Annotated in this window: 25 protein-coding genes; 10 read left to right on the forward strand and 15 right to left on the reverse strand. The window is 65.6% G+C overall.

The window, feature by feature from the left end; all coding sequences use genetic code 11:
* Window positions 1-45 precede the first annotated feature (45 nt).
* Both AC1MEM_RS06495 and AC1MEM_RS06500 read right to left on the reverse strand, forming a co-directional pair.
* Complete coding sequence (locus tag AC1MEM_RS06495) at window positions 46-783, reverse strand: TauD/TfdA family dioxygenase (protein WP_499476088.1); 738 nt, start codon at window positions 781-783, stop codon at window positions 46-48.
* Window positions 784-826: 43 nt separating this feature from the next.
* The gene (locus AC1MEM_RS06500) at window positions 827-2,152 is read right to left on the reverse strand and encodes an aspartate aminotransferase family protein (RefSeq protein ID WP_499476089.1); all 1,326 of its coding nucleotides are present in this window, start codon (window positions 2,150-2,152) and stop codon (window positions 827-829) included.
* A gap of 252 nt (window positions 2,153-2,404) precedes the next feature.
* Here AC1MEM_RS06500 and AC1MEM_RS06505 point away from each other — a divergent pair, with 252 nt between their 5' ends.
* Window positions 2,405-3,721: a PQQ-dependent sugar dehydrogenase gene (locus tag AC1MEM_RS06505; RefSeq protein WP_499476091.1), complete on the forward strand. Its 1,317-nt coding sequence runs from the start codon at window positions 2,405-2,407 to the stop codon at window positions 3,719-3,721.
* Between the two features lie 160 nt (window positions 3,722-3,881).
* Here AC1MEM_RS06505 and AC1MEM_RS06510 read toward each other — a convergent pair whose 3' ends face one another.
* From AC1MEM_RS06510 to AC1MEM_RS06525, 4 genes are read right to left on the reverse strand one after another with little or no spacing between them, the layout of a single operon-like run.
* Entirely contained in the window at window positions 3,882-4,214 is a 333-nt protein-coding gene (locus tag AC1MEM_RS06510) for a hypothetical protein (RefSeq protein ID WP_499476092.1), read from the reverse strand.
* A gap of 3 nt (window positions 4,215-4,217) precedes the next feature.
* Window positions 4,218-6,746 (reverse strand): cytochrome c oxidase subunit I, encoded by a 2,529-nt coding sequence (gene ctaD / locus AC1MEM_RS06515; RefSeq protein ID WP_499476094.1) that lies wholly within the window; start codon window positions 6,744-6,746, stop codon window positions 4,218-4,220.
* Window positions 6,743-7,681, reverse strand: a complete 939-nt coding sequence (gene coxB / locus AC1MEM_RS06520; RefSeq protein ID WP_499476095.1) for a cytochrome c oxidase subunit II — start codon at window positions 7,679-7,681, stop codon at window positions 6,743-6,745. The genes ctaD and coxB overlap by 4 nt, the downstream gene beginning before the upstream one ends.
* Complete coding sequence (locus AC1MEM_RS06525; protein WP_499476097.1) at window positions 7,678-8,073, reverse strand: c-type cytochrome; 396 nt, start codon at window positions 8,071-8,073, stop codon at window positions 7,678-7,680. The genes coxB and AC1MEM_RS06525 overlap by 4 nt, the downstream gene beginning before the upstream one ends.
* An 89-nt stretch (window positions 8,074-8,162) precedes the next feature.
* Here AC1MEM_RS06525 and AC1MEM_RS06530 point away from each other — a divergent pair, with 89 nt between their 5' ends.
* The 3 genes from AC1MEM_RS06530 (at window position 8,163) to AC1MEM_RS06540 (ending at window position 9,851) form a co-directional block, all read left to right on the forward strand.
* Window positions 8,163-8,744 (forward strand): c-type cytochrome, encoded by a 582-nt coding sequence (locus tag AC1MEM_RS06530; protein ID WP_499476099.1) that lies wholly within the window; start codon window positions 8,163-8,165, stop codon window positions 8,742-8,744.
* Window positions 8,741-9,097 carry a c-type cytochrome gene (locus tag AC1MEM_RS06535; protein WP_499476101.1) on the forward strand — a complete coding sequence of 119 codons (357 nt, stop codon included), beginning with the start codon at window positions 8,741-8,743 and terminating at the stop codon, window positions 9,095-9,097. The genes AC1MEM_RS06530 and AC1MEM_RS06535 overlap by 4 nt, the downstream gene beginning before the upstream one ends.
* Before the next feature lie 199 nt (window positions 9,098-9,296).
* A complete protein-coding gene (locus tag AC1MEM_RS06540) occupies window positions 9,297-9,851 on the forward strand; it encodes a carboxymuconolactone decarboxylase family protein (RefSeq protein ID WP_499476103.1) in 555 nt (184 codons plus the stop codon).
* 188 nt (window positions 9,852-10,039) lie between these two features.
* Here AC1MEM_RS06540 and AC1MEM_RS06545 read toward each other — a convergent pair whose 3' ends face one another.
* From AC1MEM_RS06545 to yjgA, 4 genes are read right to left on the reverse strand one after another with little or no spacing between them, the layout of a single operon-like run.
* Window positions 10,040-10,240 carry a hypothetical protein gene (locus AC1MEM_RS06545; RefSeq protein WP_499476104.1) on the reverse strand — a complete coding sequence of 67 codons (201 nt, stop codon included), beginning with the start codon at window positions 10,238-10,240 and terminating at the stop codon, window positions 10,040-10,042.
* A gap of 50 nt (window positions 10,241-10,290) precedes the next feature.
* The gene (locus AC1MEM_RS06550; RefSeq protein WP_499476106.1) at window positions 10,291-10,959 is read right to left on the reverse strand and encodes an alpha/beta hydrolase; all 669 of its coding nucleotides are present in this window, start codon (window positions 10,957-10,959) and stop codon (window positions 10,291-10,293) included.
* Complete coding sequence (gene mog, locus AC1MEM_RS06555) at window positions 10,956-11,606, reverse strand: molybdopterin adenylyltransferase (RefSeq protein WP_499476108.1); 651 nt, start codon at window positions 11,604-11,606, stop codon at window positions 10,956-10,958. Before mog ends, AC1MEM_RS06550 begins: the two co-directional genes overlap by 4 nt.
* Window positions 11,587-12,183 (reverse strand): ribosome biogenesis factor YjgA, encoded by a 597-nt coding sequence (yjgA, locus tag AC1MEM_RS06560; RefSeq protein WP_499476110.1) that lies wholly within the window; start codon window positions 12,181-12,183, stop codon window positions 11,587-11,589. Before yjgA ends, mog begins: the two co-directional genes overlap by 20 nt.
* A gap of 95 nt (window positions 12,184-12,278) precedes the next feature.
* Here yjgA and pmbA point away from each other — a divergent pair, with 95 nt between their 5' ends.
* Both pmbA and AC1MEM_RS06570 read left to right on the forward strand, forming a co-directional pair.
* On the forward strand, window positions 12,279-13,631 hold the full coding sequence (gene pmbA, locus AC1MEM_RS06565; RefSeq protein ID WP_499476112.1) for a metalloprotease PmbA: 1,353 nt from the start codon (window positions 12,279-12,281) through the stop codon (window positions 13,629-13,631).
* 17 nt (window positions 13,632-13,648) lie between these two features.
* On the forward strand, window positions 13,649-13,888 hold the full coding sequence (locus AC1MEM_RS06570) for a hypothetical protein (protein ID WP_499476114.1): 240 nt from the start codon (window positions 13,649-13,651) through the stop codon (window positions 13,886-13,888).
* 233 nt (window positions 13,889-14,121) lie between these two features.
* On the opposite strand, the gene AC1MEM_RS06575 is transcribed toward AC1MEM_RS06570, so the two are convergent.
* From AC1MEM_RS06575 to paaX, 5 genes are all read right to left on the reverse strand, one after another.
* Window positions 14,122-15,846, reverse strand: a complete 1,725-nt coding sequence (locus AC1MEM_RS06575) for a response regulator (protein WP_499476116.1) — start codon at window positions 15,844-15,846, stop codon at window positions 14,122-14,124.
* Window positions 15,833-17,350: an ATPase domain-containing protein gene (locus tag AC1MEM_RS06580; RefSeq protein WP_499476118.1), complete on the reverse strand. Its 1,518-nt coding sequence runs from the start codon at window positions 17,348-17,350 to the stop codon at window positions 15,833-15,835. The genes AC1MEM_RS06575 and AC1MEM_RS06580 overlap by 14 nt, the downstream gene beginning before the upstream one ends.
* Before the next feature lie 159 nt (window positions 17,351-17,509).
* Entirely contained in the window at window positions 17,510-17,743 is a 234-nt protein-coding gene (locus tag AC1MEM_RS06585) for a hypothetical protein (RefSeq protein ID WP_499476120.1), read from the reverse strand.
* A gap of 59 nt (window positions 17,744-17,802) precedes the next feature.
* Window positions 17,803-18,951, reverse strand: coding sequence for a M14 family metallopeptidase (locus AC1MEM_RS06590; protein ID WP_499476122.1), 1,149 nt, complete (start codon window positions 18,949-18,951; stop codon window positions 17,803-17,805).
* A 162-nt stretch (window positions 18,952-19,113) separates the two neighbouring features.
* Window positions 19,114-20,043 carry a phenylacetic acid degradation operon negative regulatory protein PaaX gene (gene paaX / locus AC1MEM_RS06595; protein ID WP_499476124.1) on the reverse strand — a complete coding sequence of 310 codons (930 nt, stop codon included), beginning with the start codon at window positions 20,041-20,043 and terminating at the stop codon, window positions 19,114-19,116.
* Between the two features lie 94 nt (window positions 20,044-20,137).
* Here paaX and paaA point away from each other — a divergent pair, with 94 nt between their 5' ends.
* The 4 genes from paaA (at window position 20,138) to paaD (ending at window position 22,841) form a co-directional block, all read left to right on the forward strand.
* On the forward strand, window positions 20,138-21,127 hold the full coding sequence (gene paaA, locus AC1MEM_RS06600) for a 1,2-phenylacetyl-CoA epoxidase subunit PaaA (protein ID WP_499476126.1): 990 nt from the start codon (window positions 20,138-20,140) through the stop codon (window positions 21,125-21,127).
* Window positions 21,128-21,253: 126 nt separating this feature from the next.
* Complete coding sequence (gene paaB, locus AC1MEM_RS06605; protein ID WP_020651929.1) at window positions 21,254-21,538, forward strand: 1,2-phenylacetyl-CoA epoxidase subunit PaaB; 285 nt, start codon at window positions 21,254-21,256, stop codon at window positions 21,536-21,538.
* Between the two features lie 20 nt (window positions 21,539-21,558).
* Window positions 21,559-22,311, forward strand: a complete 753-nt coding sequence (gene paaC / locus AC1MEM_RS06610; protein ID WP_499476127.1) for a 1,2-phenylacetyl-CoA epoxidase subunit PaaC — start codon at window positions 21,559-21,561, stop codon at window positions 22,309-22,311.
* Between the two features lie 11 nt (window positions 22,312-22,322).
* A complete protein-coding gene (gene paaD, locus AC1MEM_RS06615) occupies window positions 22,323-22,841 on the forward strand; it encodes a 1,2-phenylacetyl-CoA epoxidase subunit PaaD (protein ID WP_499476129.1) in 519 nt (172 codons plus the stop codon).
* The last annotated feature ends 3 nt before the right edge of the window (window positions 22,842-22,844 follow it).

Consider the following 22,844-nt stretch of genomic DNA (forward strand, 5'->3'; position numbering starts at 1 on the left):
CGGTGGATGCTGGCCAGCGCGTGGGCAAAAGGCGTCAGAAGGGATTCAACTGAGCCAGTAGCGCGTCAGGTGGCGTACCGGGTCGGTGTACTTGCTGCGGGCGTGCATCAGGCGCTGGTTGTCCCAGATGAGCATGCTACCTTCCGGGATCAGCACCTGGATCATATTTTCATAGAAGAACTTCTCGCCTGCTTCCGCGATGCGCCCCAGCGGCGATTGCGCATACTGCCCGGGGGTCGCGAAGTCGCCTTCCGACGGATTTACGTCGCCGAAGCGGAACTGGTTATAGCTGAAGCGAAACAGCCTGGCGCCGTCCTTTTCGTCGATCAACCGGGTATGAAACTGGCGCCGGCTCATCCCGGGCATGGCGCTGGCAAGGAAGGTGACGTCGTTTTCGTTCACCCATGCCTTCAGGTCCGGGCTGAGAGATTCATGGAACGCAAAACCGTCGGCCAGCAGGGTCTGGCCGCCGCCGCACTGGGCCTGGCGGTGGCAGTGCAGGGCCAGGTATTTCGGCGGCGGGTCGTAGACGGGCGCTTCGGTGTGCGGGCCGATCGCATTCTTGCTTTGCGAGAAAGGCAGCTTCTCGAAGCCGGGTTTCAATGTGACTTCGTAGGTTTCCTCGCCATTAAATTGCGGCACGATGCGGCCGAAATGCGCCAGGGCCGGGCGCGGGCCGTCGCGCAGCAATTCGCGCGCCAAAATCGTCCAGCCACGCTCTTGCAGTTCGCTCTTGCAGCGGGCGATGCCGGCGCTCGCTTCGATCACGTTCGATTCACTCATGTTGGTCCTTCCCCGCAAAAGTCCGTCGTTTGTCCGGTAGCTGTCAGCACTGCAGCGCCGCGTCCACCGCCTCGGCCAGGCGCGTCACGATTTCCCCGAGTTCGGCTTCGGTGGTAATGAAAGGTGGGGCCAGCAGCACGTGGTCGCCACGCTGGCCATCGATGGTGCCGCCCATCGGGAACACCATCAGCCCGCGCTTGAAGGCCTGCGCCTTGACCGCCGCATGCAGCTTGCGCTCCGTTGCGAATGGCGCCTTGGTGGCGCGGTCCTGCACCAGTTCGAGGGCCATGAACAGGCCGCGCCCGCGGATGTCGCCCACGTGCGGATGCTTGCCGAACACATTGCCCAGCATGCGGCGCAGGGTAGCGCCGCGCTTTTGCACCTGCGGCAGCAGCTTGTCGCGCTCGATCACCTTTTGCACGGCCAGCGCCGCCGCCGCCGCCACCGGGTGGCCGACATAGGTGTGGCCGTGCATGAAGGCGCCGCTGCCCTGGCGCAGCCGTTCGACGATCGCGCCTTGCGCCAGCACCGCGCCGATCGGCTGGTAGCCGGCGCCGAGTCCCTTGGCGACCGTGATGATGTCCGGCGCCACCCCTTCCTGCTCGATCGCGTACATGGTGCCGGTGCGGCCCATGCCACACGCAATCTCGTCGGCGATGTAGAGGATGCCGTGGCGGTCGCAGATCTCGCGCACGCCCTTGAAGTAGCCAGGCGTCGGCGGCACCGCGCCGGCGCTGGCGCCGACCACCGGCTCGGCGATGAAGCCGATCACGTTCTGCGGCCCGGCCTTCATGATCGCGGTCTCGAGTTCGTCGAGCAGGGCGGCCGTGTAGTCGTCGACCGACTGGTGCTCGCCGCGCCCGCGGTATTCGTTGCAGGGCGAGACGCGCGGCACGTCCATCAGGATCGGCGCGAAGGGTTTGCTGCGCCATTCGCTGCCGCTGATCGCCAGCGCACCCAGCGTGTTGCCGTGGTAGCTCTGGCGGCGCGAGATGAACACCGTGCGCTGCGGCTCGCCGCCTTCGTAGAAATACTGGCGCGCCAGCTTGAGCGCCGTTTCCATCGCCTCCGAGCCGCCCGAGAGGAAGTACACTCCGGCGATGCCGGCCGGGGCCCCGGCCACCAGGCGCGTGGCCAGCTCTTCCGCCGCCTCGGTGGTAAAGAAGCCCGTGTGCGCATAGGCGCATTGCGCGATCTGGCGCTGCATCGCCTCGATCACGTCCGGATGCGCGTGGCCGAGCGCCGAGACGGCCGCGCCGCCGCAGGCGTCGATGTAGGTGTTGCCGTCGACGTCGGTCAGCAGGATGCCCTGGGCCGACGCGATGACGGGCGGGGTCTGGCGCAGGCTGCGGTGAATGATGTGGCTCATGGTGCTCCCTTCCGTTGAAAATTGACGATCAACAGTAAGCGTCCTCGCACCGGGTTCTTTTGATGCTGGTTGGAAACTGGACATATATTTTTCTTACGGGACACTTTCGCAACGCCAGCGACGATTGCGGGGCATGGCACGCGGAGACCGTGGTGTCTGCGGATTGATTGCTGAACCGAATCGAGCGGAACGGCATTGTCTTTCTTGCTACAATTCGTCGATCAGATCCCCGATTCCGCCCAGGAGAAAGCCATGCGCCTTCGCTCGTCTTCCATTCTTTCCTCCGCCGTGCTGCTGACGCTGGCCGCGTGCGGCGACATGTCGAGCCTGCCGGCCGGCGCCGGCGTCGGCCCTTCTCCGACGCTGCCGCAGCCGAAGAAAAGCCTGATCCCGACGGTGGACATCGCGCCCGCCAAGGGCTGGAACGGCGGCAAGCCGGCCGCGGCGCAAGGACTGGAAGTGAGCGCCATGGCCAGCGGCCTGGATCACCCGCGCTGGCTTCACGTGCTGCCGAACGGTGACGTGCTGGTGGCGGAAACGAATGGGCCCGAACGCCCGGACGACACGAAGGGCATCAGGGGCTACATCATGGGCAAGGTGATGGCCAGGGCCGGTGCGGGCGTGCCGAGCGCGAACCGCATCACGCTGTTGCGCGACGCCGATGGCGACGGCGTGGCCGAAGTGCGCAGCGTCTTCCTCAAGGGCCTGTATTCGCCCTTCGGCATGGCGCTGGTGGGCGACACGCTCTACGTGGCGAATGCGGACGGCATTGTCCGCTTCCCGTACAAGGAAGGCGCGCTTGAGATCACGGCCGCGCCGCAGAAGGTGGCACCGCTGCCGGGCGGGACGATCAACCACCACTGGACCAAGAACATCATCGCCAGCCGCGACGGCAGCAAGCTGTACGCAACCGTCGGCTCGAACAGCAATGTGGCCGAAAACGGCATGGAAAACGAGGTCAATCGCGCCGCCATCCTCGAAGTCGACCTGAAAAGCGGCAGCACGCGCCTGTTTGCCTCGGGCCTGCGCAATCCGAACGGCATGGCCTGGGAGCCGCAGACCGGCGTGTTGTGGACGGTCGCCAACGAGCGCGACGAAATCGGCAGCGACCTGGTGCCCGACTACCTGACCTCGGTGAAGGAGGGCGCCTTCTACGGCTGGCCCTACAGTTATTACGGCCAGCACGTCGACGAGCGCGTGAAGCCGCCGCGCCCGGACATGGTGGCCAAGGCGATCCCGCCCGACTACGCGCTCGGCGCCCACGTCGCCGCGCTGGGGCTCACCTTTACGGACGGCGCGAAACTCGGCCCGCGCTTCACGGGCGGCGCCTTCATCGGCGAGCACGGTTCCTGGAACCGCAAGCCGCTGGCCGGCTACAAGGTCGTGTATGTGCCCTTCGCCGGCGGCAAGCCGAACGGCCAGCCGGTCGATGTGCTGACCGGTTTCGTCGACCAGAACGGCGACGCGCTCGGGCGGCCGGTGGGGGTGGCGATCGACAAGGCGGGGGCACTGCTGGTGGCGGACGATGTCGGCAACGTCATCTGGCGCGTACGGCCGGCGGCCAGATAGCCGCAGACCTTGCCGGTGTAGGGTGGGCGCCCCGTGCCCACCGATTGATCATTGATTGCGCCAACGCTGCTCGCGTTTCCGCGTTTCCGCGTGGGCACGGGGCGCCCACCCTACGGTCACCGCCGGCGATGGGGTAACGCTAACGGTTACCCATCCGCCCTCACGAACAGCTATCCACAAACCACAAGGGCACCGACGTCCACGCAATCCCCGCGAACGCCAGCAAGGCCGTCAGCGCCGCCGCCCAGTCCAGCAGCGCCGTGTGCTCGTCGCCGCCACCGAAGGTGCCCCGCGCGCGCCAGGCCAGTGCAGCGCAGATGGCCAGCGCCACGATCGTCATCAGCGCCAGCGGCAGCCGGTGCGGGCTGCCCGGCGCGAACCCTGCCGGACTGCACTGGGCCGCCACCAGCACATAGCTGCCGGCGAAATGCGCGGCCCAGACCAGGAGCGGCAGGGTGCCGCGGATCAGCTTTCTGAAGAACCGTTCGCGCATCGATCACTCCATCAGCAAGGGCATCAGGTGCACCGCCAGCGCCAGCGCAACGCCCTGCAGCGTCGTGTAATGCCAGATCAGTGCCGTATTGTCGAGCGTCGCGCGGCTGGAGGGCGTCAGGCGGCCGCTCCAGGCACGCGCTGCCAGGTAGGGACCGGCCAGCGCCAGCACGATCACGTGCAGTCCCTGGTAGCTTACCAGCGCCGCGATCGTTGCGCTCCACGCCTGCGAACGCGGCGCCAGCCCCGCCAGCCCATACCCGGCCAGGTCGACGAGGAAGGCCGCGATGACGCAGCCGGTCGCCGCCAGCGCCAGCCAGGGCAGGCGGCGCTTGCCGATACTGCGCGCCGCCCACAGCATCGCACCCGAACCGGCGGCCAGCAGCGCGCCCGAGATCATCGGCCAGCGCAGCGCCGGCAGGCTCGCCGAGGGCGGCGGACACACCTCGAGGCGCATCGAAATGTGGATATAGGCGAAGACAAAGGACGCGAAGATGGTCGCGTCCACCACCAGCATGATGACCGTCGCCCACCACGAGTGCGAGGCCGTGCCGCGCGCGCCGACCGGCAGCACCAGCGTGTCCGATACGCGCGCCTCGGTCATCGGGGGAGCGCGATCCGAGCCCCACAGCCAGGTCACGGTCGCGACGATCGCCGCGATGCCGCAGGCCCAGGCGGTGAGGTTCATTTTGACCGTCAGCAGCAGGAAAAAGCCCGCGGTGCCGGCCGCCGCGACGAAGGGCAGCCAGCTGTCGCCCGGCAGGACCAGCAAATACAGTGGTTTACCGGCGATCGGGCTGGTGGCGATCGTTTCGCGTCCGCCGCTGACGGTGCCGGGCAGGTAGTGCTGGCCGGCGTCGACCTGTTCGGCGAGGCCCGGCTGGTCCCAGAGCGGATCGGCGGACGTCACGTGCGGGATGCTGCGCGTCGCATAATCTTCCGAGGGCAGCCACTCGAGCGTCGAGGCATTCCACGGATTGCCGACCGCCTGCTGCGGCTTGCGCAGCGTGCGCACGGCGTCGAACAGGAACAGCAGCACGCCCGCCGCCAGCACGAAGGCGCCGCTTGTGGAGGCCAGGTTCAGGCCGGCCCAACCCATTTCGGAAGGATAGGTGTACACCCGCCTCGGCATGCCGAGCAGCCCGGTGACGTGCATCGGGAAGAAGGCGATATTAAAACCGCCGAACATCAGCCAGAACGCCCATTTCGCCACCCGTTCCGAGAGACGCCGGCCCTTGATGAGCGGCAGCCAGTAGTAGAGCGCCGCGAACACCGGGAACACCATCCCGCCGACCAGTACGTAATGCAGGTGGGCGACGATGAAATACGTGTCGTGCGCCTGCCAGTCGAAGGGCAACACCGCCACCATCACCCCGGTCAGGCCGCCGAGGACAAAAATGAACATGAAGCCGGCCAGGAACAGGGCGGGCGCCGTCATCGTGATTTTGCCGCGCCAGAGCGTGGCGATCCAGCCGAACACCTGGATCGCGGTCGGCACCGCCACCGCCATGCTGGCGGCCGACACGAAACTCATCGTCATCACGCCCAGGCCCGCGGTGAACATGTGGTGCGCCCAGAGCGCGAAGCTGAAGAAGCAGACGGCGACCAGGGCCACGATGATCGCGCGCCGCCCGACCAGGGGCGTGCCGGAGATGGTCGGGATCATGGTCGAGACCATGCCGGCGGCCGGCAGGAAGATGATATACACCTCCGGGTGGCCGAAGAACCAGAACAGGTGCTGCCACAGGATCGGGTCGCCCCCGCGCTCGGCGATGAAGAAGGGCCAGTCGAAGGCGCGCTCCATCTCCAGCAGCGCGGTGCCGGCGATGATGGCCGGGAAGGCGAACACGATCATCACGGCGACGACCAGCATCGCCCAGGCATACACCGGCATGCGCGCGAGCGTCATGCCGGGCGCGCGGGTAAACAGGATGCCGACGATGAGTTCGATCGCGCCGGCGATCGCCGAGATCTCGATGAAGCCGATCCCGAGCAGCCAGAAGTCCGCGTTCAAGCCGGGCGAATACTGTTTGCCGGTCAGCGGCGGATACATGAACCAGCCGCCATCGGGCGCGAGGCCGAAGAACAGCGTGCAGAAGAAGGCCAGGCCGCCGATCGCATACGCCCAGTAGGCATAGGCCGACAGGCGCGGGAAGGGTAAATCCCGCGCACCCAGCATGTTCGGCAGCAGGTAGACGGCCAATGCCTCGACGATGGGAATGGCGAACAGGAACATCATCACCGTGCCGTGCATGGTGAAGACCTGGTTGTAGACCGGGGCAGACAGCAGCGTGTTGTCGGGCACGGCCAGCTGGGCGCGCATCATCAGGCCGAGGACCCCGGCCAGCAGGAAGAACAGCAGCGCGGTGCCGATGTAGAGCAGGCCGATGTTGGTGTTGTTGACGCTCGTGAGGAAGCGCAGGCCGCTCGGGGTGCGCCAGGCTTTTTCCAGCCGCGCCAGTTCGTCGGCAGGGCGGGGCAAGGAGCTGGGCAATGAGCTGGGCAAGGCGGCCGGCTTGGTGGTGACTGTCATTTCAGCTGTTCGAGGTAAGCGGCCAGCGCGTGCAGCGTGTCGGCGTCGATATCGAGGGCGGCCGGCATGCGGGCCCCCGGCTTGATGGCTTGCGGGTCGGCGATCCAGCCGGCCAGCGTGCCGCGGTGGTTGCGCAGGGTGCCGGCGGCGATGTGCATGCGCCCGCCGATGTGAGTCAGGTCCGGCCCCAGGCGCGCGCCCTCGGCCAGGCCGCGGATCGTATGGCAGCTCTGGCAGCGCTGCTCCAGAAAGGCGGCGCGTCCGCGTTCGAGCAGCGCATCTTGCGGCGCCTGCGCCGATTGCGCTTCGTGCGCCAGCCAGCGCTCGAACTCCGCGGGCGCCATCGCGACCACGTGCAGCGCCATGCGCGCATGCTGCTCGCCGCAGTATTCGGCGCACTGGCCGCGGTAGATCCCGGGTTTGTCCGCATGCAGGGTCAGGCCCGTGACGCGGCCGGGCACCGTATCCATCTTGCCGTTCAGGGCCGGCACCCACAGGCTGTGGATCACGTCCGTTGATGTGAGCCCCAGATACACCGGACGGCCGGCCGGAATGCGGATTTCGTTGGCGCTGGCGACTTCGCGTCCACTGACCGGATCGCGGTAGCGCACTTCCCACCACCACATCTTTGCCGTGACGCCGATGGCCATCGCGCCGCGCGAGGTTTGCGGCGACAGGTCCGCGCTGCGCCAGGTGCTCCAGACCAGCAGCGCGGAGAGGACGACGACGGGCAAGGCGATGCCGGCGCCGGCGATCCACCAGCGCGTGGCGACCGGACGCGCGCTGGTGGATCGCCCGCGCAGGCCCAGCGCCATCAGCGCCATGACGGCGATAAAAATGACGGCGCCGCCGCCGAACAGCACCCAGGCGAACTGCGCGATGATGCCCGCGTCGGGACTGGCCGGGTGCAGGACCGACTGCAGCGGCGCGCTCATCGCAGCGTGTACAGATAAGCCGCCATGTGGCGCGCTTCCTCGGGCGAGACGCCCAGGTCCGGCATCGCGGTGCCGGGTTTCACGGCTTGCGGGTTGTCGAGCCAGCGGGTCAGGTTGTCCGCCGTGTTCGGGATGCCGCCGGCGATATAGCTGCGCAGCGCGAACTGCGCGAGTGGCGGCCCCGCATCGCCGACCGCGCCCGGCACGTCGGGGATCGCATGGCAGGCCGTGCACTGGTACTGCGCCATCAGGTGCTGGCCGCGGGCCGGGTCGCCGCCGTTCACCTTCCTTGGCGCTTCGTGATCGCCGCAACCAGCCAGGGCCAGGCACAGCCCGGCAATGAAGAGCGGGCGCGCACGGGGGAGTGCGGGAAGGGAAAAGTGATAGCGCACAATTGAATTCGGAGAGGCCAATGGCTCTATATAATACAAGAGAAACAATATCATTTTTTCAACAGTGTGCACCCCGCCAGCGACGAACGATGCCCTCGACCCGCAACCGCCTCATTTTGAAAACCGCCGTCGCCACGCTTGCGCTGGCGGGGCTGGCGGCCGCGATCACGGGATTCGTGGTGCTGCGCGCCGGCTGGTACGACACCACGGCCACGTCCCAGCACCTGCAGCCGGTGTTCACGGTGCTCGAGCTGGGCATGCGTTACTCGGTGCGTAATCATTCGGGCGAAGTCAAGGTGCCGCCGCTGGGCGCGCAGCAGCAGGTGATGCGCGGCGCCGCGGTGTACAGCGCCCATTGCGCCGAGTGCCACGGCGCGCCCGGCTTTGCCCAGTCGCAGATCGGGCAAAGCATGCAGCCGGTGCCCGGTCCCCTGGTCGACGCGGCCGCGCGCTGGCAGCCGCGCGAGCTGTACTGGATCACGAAGCACGGCATCAAGATGAGCGGCATGCCCGCCTGGCAGTTCCACCTGAGCGAGGCCGACCTGTGGGCGGTGGTGTCCTTCATGGGCGTGCTGCCGACGCTGTCGGCGCGCGATTACAAGCAAATGAGTGCGCAGGTGACCGCCGGTGCAAACGGCCCCGCTGCGCCGGCAACCGGAGCGGCACGATGAGCGCGCGCTACCTCCTCTGCACCTTGATACTGCTGGCCGGCTGCCAGGGCAAAGCGCCCGCGAACAGCGTGCAGGGCGACCCCGAACGCGGCCGCCTCGCGCTGGCCCAGCATGCCTGCCGCGCCTGCCACATGATCCCGGGCCTGACCGGCCCCGAGACCCATGTCGGCCGTTCGCTGGCCGGCCTGGCCGAGCGCCGCTTCATCGCCGGCAGCTTGCCGAACAACCAGGACAGCCTGGTGCGCTGGATCCGCAACCCGCAATCGGTCGACCCGCAGACCGCGATGCCGAACCTGGGCGTGAGCGAGCGCGACGCGCTCGACATGAGCGCCTGGCTGCTCACCGCGCGGTAGGGTGGTCGGCTCCACCCGCGCGGATGAACAACCGCGGCTGAAACGCCGCCCACGCGTTACGCCAGCCCCGCCCGGACCCCTGACGTCAACGTTAAAAAGTAAATGTTTGATAAAAAGCTAACCCACGTTCGGATTCCTTTGATCTTCCATCGAAGCTGTGCGAATATTTTTTCCGTTAAGACACTGCCCGGACGCAATCATGAGTGACCGCCTTCCCCCGATTCCTGCCGACCAGCTGACCGAGGCCCAGCATCGCGCTGCCCAGGCCGTCATTGCAGGACCGCGGGGTGCCCTGTACGGCCCCTTCGTGCCGCTGCTGCGCAGTCCCGAGCTGCTGGAGAACGCCCAGCGCATGGGCGAATACCTGCGCTACCGCAGCGCCATTGGCGTGCGGCTGTCGGAACTGGTGATCCTGGTGACGGCGCGCCAGTGGAATCAAACGGTGGAGTGGGCGATCCACGCGCCGATCGCCGCCCAGGTGGGATTGCCGCCGCAGGTAATCGATGCCATCGCGCGGCGCAAACGCCCCGACAACATGCTGGTGGACGAATCGGTGGTGCACGACTTCTGCATCGAGCTGCACCAGAACAAAGCGGTGTCGGACCGCACCTATGGCGAGGCGCTGGCGCTGTTCGGCGAACAGGGCGTGGTCGACCTGATGGGATTGAACGGCTATTACACCTTCCTGGCGATGGTGATGAATACGGCGCGCACCGAAGTGCCGGTCTCGAGCGCTTCGCCACTGCCGAAGTAAATGCGTGGAGTCAGGACTCCACCCTACGCATACCGCTGATCGTAGGGTGGAGTCCTGACTCCACGCGGTACAGCGCATACCGCTGATCGTAGGGTGGAGTCCTGACTCCACGCGGTACAGCGCATACCGCTGATCGTAGGGTGGAGTCCTGACTCCACGCGCTACAGCGCCAGCGGGCCAGGAACGTCTCAGGCCAGCGCTTCCTTGGCCGCCTCTTCCGGCGTCAAGCCGTCATAGAACAGGTCCGTAAACCACTCGACCTGCTCCTCGATATGGTCCTGTGCTTCCTTCTGCGTCGCGCCGCCGGCGACGAGGAAGCCTTCGACCTCGATGCACCAGTTAATCAGTGCCATCGTTTCTTCGTCGAGTTGCTCTTCTTTCTTGGCCATGATGACCCTCCAATGTAAAACGGGAGCCGAGGCTCCCGTGGTTGAGGCATTTAAGCCAGTACCTTTTTCAGCCACGCCGAGATGTCCTGCACTTCCTCGAAGCAGAGCGAATGCTGCATCGGATATTCGTGCCACTCGATCGTATAGCCAAGGCTATTGAGGATGTCGCGCGACTGCTCGGCGCGGATGAACGGCACCACGTGGTCCTGGCGGCCGTGCGCCATGAAGACCGGGGTGTCGATGCTTTCCTCGGTGCGCTCGTGCGCGACTTTTTCGTTGAGCGGCAGGTAGCCCGACAAACACAGCATGCCGGCCAGCTTTTCCGGGTGGCGCAGGCCCGTCTGCAGCGTCATCGCGCAGCCTTGCGAGAAGCCGGCCAGGATGATCTTCGAGGCCGGGATGCCGCGCGCCTTTTCGCGTGCGATCAGGGCCTCGACGTCGCGCTGCGAGTCGCGCAGGCCGCTTTCGTCTTCACGGCGCGTCAGTTCGGCGCCGGTGATGTCGTACCAGGCGCGCATGATGTAGCCGCCGTTGATCGTCACCGGAATCGTCTTCGCATGCGGGAAAACGAAGCGGATGCCGCCCAGGCCTTTTAAATCGAGTTCGCGCACGAGGGGCACGAAGTCGTTGCCGTCGGCGCCCAGGCCGTGCAGCCAGATGATCGCGGCCGTCGGGTTCGGCGCGGTGTCGATTTCGATGTTTTGCAGCAGGTCGCTCATGCGTTTTCCTGGGGTGGTTGCGAGGCCGGACGCTGGGCCGACTTTGGGCGCCAGGCAGTCGTCACGGCCGGATTGGTTTCCATGTACGGGCCGCCGATCAGGTCGATGCAGTAGGGGACCGCGGCAAAAATACCGCCGGCGACCACCTTGCCGTCCGCGTCCCTTAAACCTTCCAGCGTTTCCTTGATCGCCTTCGGCTGGCCCGGCAGATTCATGATCAGCGCCGCGTGGTCGGTCGTTTCGCGGATCACCGCGACCTGGCGCGACAAGATCGCGGTCGGCACGAAGCGCAGGCTGATCTGGCGCATCTGCTCCCCAAAACCCGGCATTTCCCTGGTGCCGACGGCGAGCGTCGCCTCGGGCGTCACGTCGCGCCGCGCAGGTCCCGTGCCGCCGGTGGTCAGCACCAGGTGGCAGCCGGTCACGTCGACCAGTTCGACCAGGGTCTTCTCGATCTGCGTGCGCTCGTCGGGAATCAGGCGCGGCTCGATCCGGTAGGGCGTGGTGATGGCCGAGGCGATCCAGTCCTGCAGCGCAGGAATGCCCTTGTCCTCATACACGCCACCGCTGGCGCGGTCCGAGACCGACACCAGGCCGATGACGAGCTGCTCCGCAAGCGGAAATTCCTTACTCGTCTGCGGACTCATCGTCTTCCAGCTCGTCTTCGCCCGGCGCAGCCTTGGTCTTTTTGGTCAGGTCCTTCAGGATCTGGAACAGTTCGCGGTAGGCCTTCGGCGGCTTGTTCTCCGCCTGCTCCTTGCGCGCATTGCGGATCAGGGTACGCAGGTGCTGGGCCTCGAGTTCCGGGTTCTCTTCCAGCAGCGTGGTCAGGGCCTTGTCGTCGGTAAGGAGCTTCTCGCGGCGGCGCTCGAGCGCGTGCAGCGCGGCCGTCTCGGCCTTCGAGGCGCCTTTCCAGCTGTCGATGGTACGCTGGATGACGGCCACTTCCTCTTCGGTCAGCGTGCGCATCTTCTTGCCGACGAATTGCAGCTGGCGGCGCCGGCCTTCGTGGTTGGTGATGGTCTGGCACATCAGGATGGCGTCCTTGACGTCTTCCGGCATCGGGACGCGCTTGACGCGGTCGCGCGGCTCGGCCACGAGCTGCGCACCGAGTTTCTGCAACTCGTCCATCTGGCGCTTCAGCTCAGACTTGGAAGGGCGTTCGTATTCTTGCTCGAACTCGTTGGACTGGAAGCCCACCGAGCCGCGGTTTGGATTTGGCATGGTATCGAATGATCCGATTGGCACGGAGCCGATCAGTAAAAACAGTAAACGGCTGCTATGATAACTGTTTTAGGGCTCGCGACGAAAAACACGATATGAACGACTCCGTTTTTACCCACACCCAGGACCAGTTGAAAGCGCTGGCGCAGAGCGTCCTCGCATTCGCCCGCGAACAGGGCGCGACCGACGCCTCGGTCGAGATCAGCGAGGGTAGCGGACTGTCGGTGTCGGTACGTCGCGGCAAAATCGAGACCATCGAGCAGAACAAGGACAAGGGCATCGGCGTCACGGTGTATGCCGGCCAGCGCCGCGGCAACGCCAGCACCTCCGATTTTTCGGAGACCTCGCTGCGCGCCACGGTGGAGGCGGCCTGGAACATCGCCCGCTTCACCGCCGAAGACGATGCCGCCGGCCTGCCCGACGCCGACATGCTCGAGATGAACCCGCGCGACCTGCGCCTGTGCTACCCGTGGCAGATCAGCACCGAAGAAGCCGTCGAGCTGGCCCAGCGCTGCGAGAACGCGGCCTTCGAGGTCGACCGCCGCATCACCAACAGCGAAGGCGCCAGCGTCTACGTGCAGCAATCGCATTTCGTCGCCGCCAACACGCGCGGCTTCATGGGCGGCTACCCGTTCTCGCGCCACACGATGTCGGTGGCGCCGATCGCTGGCAAGGGCAACAAGATGCAGCGCGACGACTGGTACACCTCGGCGCGCGATCCGAAAAAGCTGGCCAAGCCGGAAGCGGTGGGCCGTTATGCCGCCGAGCGCGCGCTGGCGCGCCTGAACGCGCGCAAACTCACTACCCGCACCTGCCCGGTGCTGTTCGAGGCGCCGCTGGCCGCCGGCCTGGTCGGCGCTTTTGTCCAGGCGGTGTCGGGCGGCTCGCTCTACCGCAAATCTACTTTTCTCCTCGATACGCTCGGCAAGCCGGTCTTCCCGAGCCATATCGATGTCATGGAAGACCCGCACGTGATCGGCGAAGTCGGCTCCTCGCCCTTCGACGAAGAGGGCGTGCGCACCGTGCGCCGCAAGGTCATCGACAAGGGCGTGCTGCAGGGTTACTTCCTGGGTTCGTATTCGGCCCGCAAGCTCGGCATGAAAACCACGGGCAATGCCGGCGGCGCGCACAACCTCACTTTCACCTCCAGTGAAACGAAACTGGCCGACAATTTCGAAGGCATGCTGCGCAAGATGGGCACCGGCCTGCTGGTGACGGAGCTGATGGGGCAGGGCGTGAACTACGTCACGGGCGACTATTCGCGCGGCGCCTCGGGCTACTGGGTCGAGAACGGCGTCATTCAATATCCGGTCGAGGAAATCACGATCGCGGGGAATATGCGCGAGATGTTCCGGCAAATCGTCGGCATCGGCAACGATGTGCTCAACCGCGGCAACAAGGCGACCGGATCGATCCTGATCGAGAAGATGGTCGTCGCAGGTAATTGAATCAATTAAGGAAAAGCATGAGCCGTTTTATCCGCATCGATAAGGAAAACAACCCGAAAAAGGCGGTGCTGCTGAACCTCGACCTGGTGGCATCGGTCGAGCTGTCGCCCCAGTCCGACCTGCTGAGTTCAGCCGACGAAAAGCGCGTGTATGCCAGCTGCCTGGCGCACGACAAGACGGTGATCGCCACTGTGCACTTCGATACCGTCGAAGATGCGCATGCCTGGGTCGAGAAGAACCTGGGCGTGCAGCTGTAAGGGTGGGGCAACAGCCCGTATGCGTAGGGTGGGCGCCCCGTGCCCACGCACAAGCCCGCATCAAGTTTGCCTGGTTCCAGCCCTGGCGTTCGCGCTTCTGGAACGTGGCCCAATGATCCGCGATACCGTATCGGATTCGCCCACAGCCGTCACCGCGTTCATGTGCCAACACAATACGAACGTCCGCGTGGGTACGGAGTTCCCACCCGACGCTTGAGCTTGGGCAACGGTCCTTAGCCCGCCGCCGCGTCGTTCCCCAGCTTCTGCAGCGCCCGCTCGACGGTCGCCGCCAGCTCCGCCAGCTGGAACGGTTTGCGCAGCAGCATGTCGTCGCCGAGCACCTGTTCGATCGCCTTCATGTCCGCGTAACCGGTGACGATAATCATCGGCACGCCCGGCAATTCTTCCCGTGCGCGCTGCACCAGTTCGGCGCCGGTCATGCCCGGCATCAGGTAATCCGTGATGACCAGGTCGGGCCGTGCACGCTTCAGTTCGCGCAGGCCGGTTTCGCCGTCCGCCGCCTGAGCCACCGTGTGGCCGAGCGCCTCGAGCGACTCGACCATCGATTCGCGGACAAAATTGTCGTCCTCGACCACGAGGATGCGCACGCCGGGGCGCGGCGCCGCGGCAATCACCTGTTCCAGCAGGGCCGGCGCGTCCATGCCGCTGCCGGCCGCGCGCAGCCAGATCTCCACTGTCGTGCCCACGCCCGGTTCGCTGAGGATGCGCGCGGCGCCGCCCGATTGCTGGGCCATGCCGTAGACCTGGGAGAGGCCCAGGCCCGTGCCCTTGCCGACGCCCTTGGTCGTGAAGAAGGGCTCGAACACGCGCGCCGCCACTTCGGGCGGCATGCCTTCGCCGCTGTCGATCACCGCGATGCGGACATAATCGCCCGGCGGCAGCAAGCCTTCCGGCGGCGTGGCAGGGCCGGCCAGGAAGCGCAACTCGCCGCCGCCAGGCATGGCGTCGCGCGCATTGATCGCGAGGTTCAGCAGCGCCATCTCCATCTGGTTGGTATCGGCCATCACGCTCGCGCCGGGCGCTGCCACGTCGAACTGCAGGCGGATGCTGGAACCGAGCGACGTGGCCACCAGTTCGCGCACGCCGTCGAACAGCGCGTGCACGTCGAGCGGGCGCAAGTCGAGGCTCTGGTTGCGCGAGAAGGCCAGCAGCTGGCTGGTGAGCTTGCCGCCGCGCTGGCAGGCACGGCGCGCTACCTCGGCGCGTCCTTTCGCGAATTCGTCCTTCGACTTCAGGAGGATCAGGTCCATGCTGCCCTGGACCACGTTGAGCAGGTTATTGAAATCGTGGGCGATGCCGCCGGTGAGGCGGCCGACCGCTTCCATCTTCTGGAACTGGACCATCGCCTGCTGCACCCGCTCGCGCTCGATGACTTCGTTCATCAGGCGGTCGTTGGCTTGCGCCAGCGCGCGGGTCCGCTCTTCGATGCGCGCTTCCAGCGTTTCATTCAGGTGCACCAGCGCTTCCTGGCTCTGGCGCAGGCTCTCGGCGGTGCGTTCGCGGTCAGCCAGCACGTCGCGCGCCTGGTACTGGCGGCGGCGCGCGCGCAGCACCGACAGGGCGGCGCTGCGCAGCGTCTGCGCGTTCAGCGGGCGTTCGAGCAGGATCACGTTGCCCAGTTCGCCCAGGCGCGCGCGTGCGGCGTCGGCCGGCACGCCGTTGCTGCGGGTGAGCAGCACGACGAAAGGAAAATCCGACCAGTGTTCCTGGCTGTCGAGCCAACTGCACAGGCGTGCGGTGTCGACACCCTGCAGCGCTTCCTCGGCCACGATGGCCGCGCCCGCGCCGGCGCGGATGCTGTCGACGAAGGTGTCGAAGCTGTCGACCGTGTCGCAGCCGAAGCCGTCGCGCGTGAGCACCGAACACATGACCTGTGCATCGCGGCCGTGCGGCGCGAAGATCAGGATGCGCTCTTCGAAGGCGTCAGCCGGCTGCATGCGGGCTCGGGACCATCATCGGCGTCGAGCCGTGATAGCTCGGCAGGCCGGTGAGGACGCCCTCGAAGCCTTCGAGCGGGTTGCCCACGCGCACGCCGTCAGGGCCGAGCAGCAGTTCGTGGATGGTCAGCGCGTGGTTCGCGGTGCGGCTCTTGATGATGGTGATCGCCCGGCGCAGGCGCCCGCTCGATTCGAAGAAGCGCAGCAGCACCGTGGTGTCGGCCAGGTAGCTCAGGTCGACGTCGCTGTGCACCTCGCCGATCAGGCCGTGCTGGCCCAGCACCAGCAGCGTGGTCACGCCCTGCTGGTTCAGGTAGGAGAGCAGCTCGTGCATCTGCAGCGTCAGGAACTCTTCGCCGGGCATCGCCTTCAGGTAGGCGTTCAGGCTGTCGATGGCGAGGAAGGACACGCCATGCTGCTCGACCGCGTTGCGCAGCATCTGCGCGAATTCGCCCGGCGACAGTTCGGCCGGATCGATATGGTGGATGCGCAGTTGGCCGTTGTCGACAAACGGGCGCAGGTCCATGCCGAGCGCCACGCTGCGGGCGAAGAAGGTACCCAGGCCCTCGTCGAACAGGTAGAACGAGGCCGCTTCGCCGCGTTCCAGGGCCGACAGCAGGCAGCGCCCCACCAGTGTCGTCTTGCCGATGCCGGACGGGCCGACGACCAGGGTATTCGTGCCGCTGACCAGGCCGCCGCCGAGCAGCGTGTCGAGGCCCTCCGAACCGGTCGAGCGCACGCTCGGGGTGAAGTCGAGCTGGTGCTCGGCCGCCACCAGGCGCGGGTACATCGTGATGCCGCCGGTGTCGAGCGTGTAGTCGTGGTAGCCGCCGCGGAAACGGATGCCGCGCATCTTGATGATGTTGACGCGGCGCCGCTCCTTGCCGTATTCCTTGGCGATCTGGTCGAGGCTGATGACGCCGTGGGCAATGCTGTGCAGGTGCTGGTCGGACTGGCTGGTCTTGTCGTCGAGGAGCAGCACGGTGCAGGCGCGGGTCGCGAAAAACTGTTTCAGGGCCAGGATCTGGCGCCGATAGCGCAAGGGATTCTGGGCCAGCAGGCGCATTTCCGACAGGCTGTCGAAGACCACGCGCACCGGCTTCACGCGGTCGACCTCTTCCATTACATTGCGCGTCGTTTCGCCCAGCTCGACTTCGGACGGGTGGAACACCGACTGCTGGGCGTCGATGTCGAGCGCGGTCTCGCCGGCCAGTTCGTACAGGGACAGCGCATCGATCGACCAGCCGTGGCTGGCGGCCACCGCCCTCAGCTCGTCGGAGGTCTCGGACAGTGTGATGTACAGGCCATGTTCGCCCCTGGCTTCGCCGTCGAGCAGGAACTGCAGGCCGAGCGTGGTCTTGCCGGCGCCGGGCGAGCCTTCCACCAGGTAGACCCGCTGCGGCGTCAGCCCGCCGCCGAGGATGTCGTCGAGGCCGGCGATGCCGGTCGACAGGCGGGGTGCGGGACTGGACTCCGCGGTGCGCAGGGATGATGGCGAATTCATGGATACGGCCTATCGAGTGGCCGGGGTGACTGCTGCTGCATGCTGGCGGACGCCGTCGCAAGCCCGGACAGGTGTGGTAGCGGTGCCGCCATCCGCGGCAGTGCTGATGAAATAATTATAACGCCAGCTCCCGCCGATTCATTGTGCGCTCGGGCACATTCAGGCAGCTTCGATGCGGCTCAGGCGCTGGCCGTAGATGCCCCATTTGACGTCTTCTCCGTCGACCCGGCCGCACAAGGCCCAGCCGGTGCCGATCTTTTCGACGCTGATCTCGGTTTCCAGTTCCTTTGCTACTTTTTCGGCCCACATGCGGGCCGCGCCCTGGCCTTTGAAAAGTTCCTGGCCCTTGTAGATGACGGTGGCGTCGAAGACGGAGGCGGCGAAGATGGTCATGATGCGTCGTTCTTTCAAATGTAAAGACAACGCCCCGGCGGGCGGGGCGTTGGTACGGATTATTTCAGTGCGCGGATCGATTGCAGCACTGGTTGCAGCACCGCCGCGCCGAGGCGGGCGCTGCGCGCGCCGTCCCAGCCCACTTGCGGGTCGGGGTCGTTGGCGTTGTCCTTGAAGGGCAGTTCCAGCGTCAGCGACAGGCAGCCGAAGGCGTGCGTGATGTGGGGCGAGCCCATGGTCAGCGTCTCTTCGGAATACGGCGACTCGCCATAGCCGTGCACGTCCTGGAAGTCGGGGCTGGCGATTTTAAAATCGTCGCTGAAGCGCTTTTGCGCGGCCGCCTGCTCGGGCGTGAAGTTCGGCAGGGACTCGCTGCCGGCCACGAAGACGTAAGGCAGGCCTTCGTCGCCGTGCACGTCGAGGCACAAATCGACACCGGTTTCATGCATCTTCTGCTTGACCAGGAAGACTTCCGGGCTGCGCTCCATGGTCGGGTTCAGCCACTCGCGGTTCAGGTTGGCGCCGGCCGCATTCGTGCGCAGGTTGCCGCGCACCGAGCCGTCCGGGTTCATGTTCGGGACCACGTAGAACACGGTTTCATTGAGCAGCTGGCGCCCGAACGGGTGGGCCGGATCGAGCAATGCATCGAGCATGCCTTCGACGAACCATTCGGCCATCGTCTCGCCCGGGTGCTGGCGCGCGATGACCCAGACTTTTTTCTTTTCAGGCGCTGCTTCACCTTTTGATTCGTCGCCGATGACCAGCATGTTCAGGTCGCGGCCGTCGACGGTCGAGCCCAGGTCGAGCATGCGCACGTTCTCGGACATCTGCGCGCGGTCGAGCAGTTCCAGGTGGCGTTCCCACGAATAGGGCTCGAAATAGGCGTAATAGACGCTGTCCATGCCCGGCGTGTGCGCGATCGTCATGACCTGGCCGTCGAAGGAGGTCGGCACGCGGAACCAGTTGATGCGGTCGTAGCTGGCCATCGCGTTGTAGTCTTCCCAGCCGGCCGGGTAGGCCGCCTGGCCGGCGTTCAGCAGCCGGATCGTGCAGGCCTGGCCTGCCGCGCCTTGCAGGCGGAAGTAGAACCACTGGGTGATGTCGGCGTGCGAGTCCTTGCGGATGTTCAGGTCGATGGCGTTCGCGCTTGTGGCGTTCACGATCTCGATGGCGCCAGCGTCGAACTGGCTGCTGATCTTGATAGACATGGTGTGTCCCGTAGAAGGCGTAAAGCCGAGATCATACCCGGTTTCACGCTGTATTTGAGGGCGTCGCTGGTCATGCGAAGAAACGCGTGGAGTCGGGACTCCACCCTACGAACCGCGATGACCGTAGGGTGGCGTCCCGACTCCACGCGGTACACCGGTTGATTATCCGCGCAATCCGCCAAAGCGCTGATAAAAGGCCTCATCCGCCGCCGGCGCCGATGCATCCTCGCGCTTGAGCACCGCATCGATATGCACCTCCGCCTGCGCCGCCACCAGCAGATACAGCGCGCGCGCCACCTCGTAGGCATCCGACCCCGGCCACGGATCGGGCAGCAGCTCGATCGGCAGCAGCGGATCGTGCAGCTGCAGCCTGCGATACGCATGAATCAGCAGCGAGCGAATCGCAAACGCGTCCGCAGGCGCCACTTGCCCCTCATCGCGCAGCAAGGCGAGCAAGGGCGTGAACTGCGCAATGAAGTCGACATAACTGCGCGCCACCGCCGTCAGGTCCCAGCCGTCGCTCGCCAGTTCGCGCAGCGGCCGCGAACCGACGCCCGGCAGTTCGGCCGCGCTCAGCACGAATACCTTGTCCGCCGCGCCGGTGCGCAGTAACGCGTCCGCCAGCCCGTCGTCATCGGCCGCCGGATGCGCCAGCATGCCCGGCGCCAGTACCGCAAAGCCTTCCCACTCGAGCTCTTTACGTACCGCCGTGCGCAGCTCGCCATCGATGCTGCCGTTGGGCGCGAGCACGAGGGTCCAGCGGCCGTCCCAATGCAGGCCGGGCGGGGCGTAGATGCGGCGGTCGGCGCGCAGGAAGCGCGGCAGCGATTTCGCATCAAAGGCGTAGCGGCTGCGCCGTCCCTCGCGGCTGGCCGTCAGCCAGCCTTCCTGCACCAATCTGAATACGCTGGTCCGCACCAGGCGGTCGGTGACGCCGAGCGGCGCCAGCAATTCGATCAGGCTGCCCAGCCAGACCGCGCCGCCATGGGGCGCAATGGCGTCGCCCATCACCGTCATCACCAGGGATTTGGAGCGCAGGGGTTCAGCTGAAAGCGCGGCGGCGATCCACTCAGTGCTGGTCATTTGTTGCATGCGCTCACTTCCTAATATGATTCAAAATTTTGGTGTACATCTCGTTTTCTGTATCGTATTATTGTTGGACGATGTTTGCAATGGGAGACTGACCATGTACGCGCAACTAGTGGAAACGGGCCTGAAAAAGGTCCAGACAACGGAAGACATGAGCGTCGAAGAGCAGGCCTTCCAGGCTCGCATCGATGCCGGCGTCAAGATCGAGGCCAAGGACTGGATGCCCGACGCCTACCGCAAGACCCTGGTGCGCCAGATCTCGCAGCACGCGCACTCGGAAATCGTCGGCCAGCTGCCCGAGGGTAACTGGGTGACGCGCGCCCCGACACTGAAGCGTAAATCGGTGCTGCTCGCCAAAATCCAGGACGAAGCCGGCCACGGCCTGTATTTATACAGCGCCGCCGAAACCCTGGGCGTCTCGCGCGACGAACTGCTCGCCGCGCTGCACTCCGGCAAAGCCAAGTATTCGAGCATTTTCAATTATCCGACCCTCAGTTGGGCCGACATGGGCGCGATCGGCTGGCTGGTCGACGGCTCGGCGATCATCAACCAGATTCCGTTGTGCCGCTGCTCCTACGGCCCGTATGCGCGCGCCATGATCCGCGTCTGCAAGGAAGAGTCCTTCCACGCGCGCCAGGGCTACGACATCATGATGAGCCTCGCCAAAGGCACGCCGGAACAGAAGGCGATGGCGCAGGATGCGCTGAACCGCTGGTGGTGGCCGTCGCTGATGATGTTCGGCCCGTCGGACGCCGAGTCGGTGAACAGCGCGCAGTCGAGCAAATGGCGCATCAAGCTGTTCTCGAACGACGAACTGCGCCAGCGCATGGTCGACCAGACCGTGCCGCAAGCCGAATACCTCGGCCTGACGATTCCCGACCCTGACCTGAAATTCAACGCAGAGACCGGCCACTACGAATTCGGCGAGATCGACTGGAGCGAATTCAATAATGTCCTGAAAGGCAACGGCCCCTGCAACCGCGACCGCCTGCGCACGCGTGTGAAGGCCTGGGACGACGGCGAGTGGTTCCGCGATGCCCTGGTCGCCCACGCCGACAAGCAAGCCGCCAAGAAGGCTGCCGCGTAAAAATCGACCGCGGCTGTCGGGCGATCCCGCGGCCGCCGCGAAACGTAGGGTGGGCATGCCCACGCGTTACGCACGTCCCGGAACTCCGCGGCCGTGAACAAAACATCGAAACACCGGAGACAAACCATGAGCAAAGAATGGCCCCTGTGGGAAGTGTTCATCCGCAGCCAGCACGGCCTCGCCCACAAGCACGTCGGCAGCCTGCACGCCCCTGACGCCGAAATGGCGATCAACAACGCCCGCGACGTCTACACGCGCCGCAACGAAGGCGTCTCGATCTGGGTGGTACGCGCCGCCGACATCGTCGCTTCCAGCCCGTCCGACAAGGAAGCCCTGTTCGAGCCGGCCAACAGCAAGGTGTATCGCCACCCGACCTTCTTCCCGATGCCGGAAGAAGTCAAAAACCTGTGAGCGCGTTGGAGACGAACATCGTGGACGCGAAAATCGAATATTTGCTGCGCCAGGGCGACAACGCCCTGATCCTCTCCCAACAGCTTAGCCAGCTGTGCGGCAAGGGCCCGGCGCTGGAAGAAGACATGGCGCTGACCAACGTCGCCCTCGACCTGCTCGGCCAGACCCGCATGTGGCTGACCTATGCCGGCGAACTCGAAGGCCAGCACCGCGACGAAGACAAACTCGCCTTCCACCGCGATGCCGGCGAATACCGCAACTGCCTGCTGGTCGAGCAGCCCAACGGCAGCTACGCCGAAACGATGATGCGCCAGTTCCTGTTCGATAGCTGGCACTACTTCCTGATGCAGGGCCTGCTGCAATCGACCGACCCGCGCATCGCCGAGATCGCCGAAAAGTCGTTCAAGGAAGTGACTTACCACCTGCGCCGCAGCGGAGATCTGGTGGTGCGCCTGGGCGACGGCACCGACACCAGCCACGCCATGATGCAGGCCGCCCTCGACGATTTGTGGATGTACAGCGGCGAAGCATTCATCTACGACGAGATCGACAAGGCGATGGTCGAGCAGGGCATCGCCCCGAAAGCGGAAGACCTGCGCGCCGCCTTCCTCGACCACGTGAACGACATCCTGACCGAAGCGACCTTGACCATGCCCTCCCCGGAGGCCTACATGCAGCGCGGCGGCAAACAAGGCCGCCACACCGAGCGCCTCGGCTTCATCCTGGCCGAGATGCAGTTCCTGCAGCGCGCCTATCCCGGAGCCGAGTGGTAAGGAGAGTGTCAATGATCACGCAAAGCGTCACGGAGGGCCAGGTCTGGTCCTGGCTCGCTGAAGTACCGGACCCCGAGATCCCGGTGATCTCGGTGGTCGATCTCGGCATCGTGCGCGACGTCGCCTTCGATGGCGACGAGTGCGTGGTGACGATCACGCCGACCTATTCGGGCTGCCCGGCGATGCAGGTCATCAGCGAAGCCGTGACGGAAGCGCTGCATGCGCACGGCCTGGACAAGGTCAGACTGGTAAACCGGCTGTCCCCCGCCTGGACCACCGACTGGATGAGCGAGACCGGCAAGGCGGCGTTAAAGGGCTACGGCATCGCGCCGCCGGTGCAGCAGGCGATCGACATCAGCGGCCTGCGCGGCGGTGTCAAGCGCGGCGCTTTCGTCGAGCCGGAAGTCAGCTGCCCAAACTGCGGTTCCAAACACACCCAGCTCACCAGCCAGTTCGGTTCCACCCCGTGCAAGGCGCTGTATAAATGCCTCGACTGCCGCGAACCTTTTGATTATTTCAAGTGCCACTAAGGC

Source organism: Telluria sp. AIW5 (assembly GCF_056680575.1).

Bases quoted from the DNA above. Each gene is read 5' to 3' on its own strand.
- AC1MEM_RS06495 (WP_499476088.1), bottom strand. From the start codon at position 783: ATGAGTGAATCGAACGTGATCGAAGCGAGCGCCGGCATCGCCCGCTGC.
- AC1MEM_RS06500 (WP_499476089.1), bottom strand. From the start codon at position 2,152: ATGAGCCACATCATTCACCGCAGCCTGCGCCAGACCCCGCCCGTCATC.
- AC1MEM_RS06505 (WP_499476091.1), top strand. From the start codon at position 2,405: ATGCGCCTTCGCTCGTCTTCCATTCTTTCCTCCGCCGTGCTGCTGACG.
- AC1MEM_RS06510 (WP_499476092.1), bottom strand. From the start codon at position 4,214: ATGCGCGAACGGTTCTTCAGAAAGCTGATCCGCGGCACCCTGCCGCTC.
- ctaD (WP_499476094.1), bottom strand. From the start codon at position 6,746: ATGACAGTCACCACCAAGCCGGCCGCCTTGCCCAGCTCATTGCCCAGC.
- coxB (WP_499476095.1), bottom strand. From the start codon at position 7,681: ATGAGCGCGCCGCTGCAGTCGGTCCTGCACCCGGCCAGTCCCGACGCG.
- AC1MEM_RS06530 (WP_499476099.1), top strand. From the start codon at position 8,163: ATGCCCTCGACCCGCAACCGCCTCATTTTGAAAACCGCCGTCGCCACG.
- AC1MEM_RS06535 (WP_499476101.1), top strand. From the start codon at position 8,741: ATGAGCGCGCGCTACCTCCTCTGCACCTTGATACTGCTGGCCGGCTGC.
- AC1MEM_RS06540 (WP_499476103.1), top strand. From the start codon at position 9,297: ATGAGTGACCGCCTTCCCCCGATTCCTGCCGACCAGCTGACCGAGGCC.
- AC1MEM_RS06545 (WP_499476104.1), bottom strand. From the start codon at position 10,240: ATGGCCAAGAAAGAAGAGCAACTCGACGAAGAAACGATGGCACTGATT.
- AC1MEM_RS06550 (WP_499476106.1), bottom strand. From the start codon at position 10,959: ATGAGCGACCTGCTGCAAAACATCGAAATCGACACCGCGCCGAACCCG.
- mog (WP_499476108.1), bottom strand. From the start codon at position 11,606: ATGAGTCCGCAGACGAGTAAGGAATTTCCGCTTGCGGAGCAGCTCGTC.
- yjgA (WP_499476110.1), bottom strand. From the start codon at position 12,183: ATGCCAAATCCAAACCGCGGCTCGGTGGGCTTCCAGTCCAACGAGTTC.
- pmbA (WP_499476112.1), top strand. From the start codon at position 12,279: ATGAACGACTCCGTTTTTACCCACACCCAGGACCAGTTGAAAGCGCTG.
- AC1MEM_RS06570 (WP_499476114.1), top strand. From the start codon at position 13,649: ATGAGCCGTTTTATCCGCATCGATAAGGAAAACAACCCGAAAAAGGCG.
- AC1MEM_RS06575 (WP_499476116.1), bottom strand. From the start codon at position 15,846: ATGCAGCCGGCTGACGCCTTCGAAGAGCGCATCCTGATCTTCGCGCCG.
- AC1MEM_RS06580 (WP_499476118.1), bottom strand. From the start codon at position 17,350: ATGAATTCGCCATCATCCCTGCGCACCGCGGAGTCCAGTCCCGCACCC.
- AC1MEM_RS06585 (WP_499476120.1), bottom strand. From the start codon at position 17,743: ATGACCATCTTCGCCGCCTCCGTCTTCGACGCCACCGTCATCTACAAG.
- AC1MEM_RS06590 (WP_499476122.1), bottom strand. From the start codon at position 18,951: ATGTCTATCAAGATCAGCAGCCAGTTCGACGCTGGCGCCATCGAGATC.
- paaX (WP_499476124.1), bottom strand. From the start codon at position 20,043: ATGCAACAAATGACCAGCACTGAGTGGATCGCCGCCGCGCTTTCAGCT.
- paaA (WP_499476126.1), top strand. From the start codon at position 20,138: ATGTACGCGCAACTAGTGGAAACGGGCCTGAAAAAGGTCCAGACAACG.
- paaB (WP_020651929.1), top strand. From the start codon at position 21,254: ATGAGCAAAGAATGGCCCCTGTGGGAAGTGTTCATCCGCAGCCAGCAC.
- paaD (WP_499476129.1), top strand. From the start codon at position 22,323: ATGATCACGCAAAGCGTCACGGAGGGCCAGGTCTGGTCCTGGCTCGCT.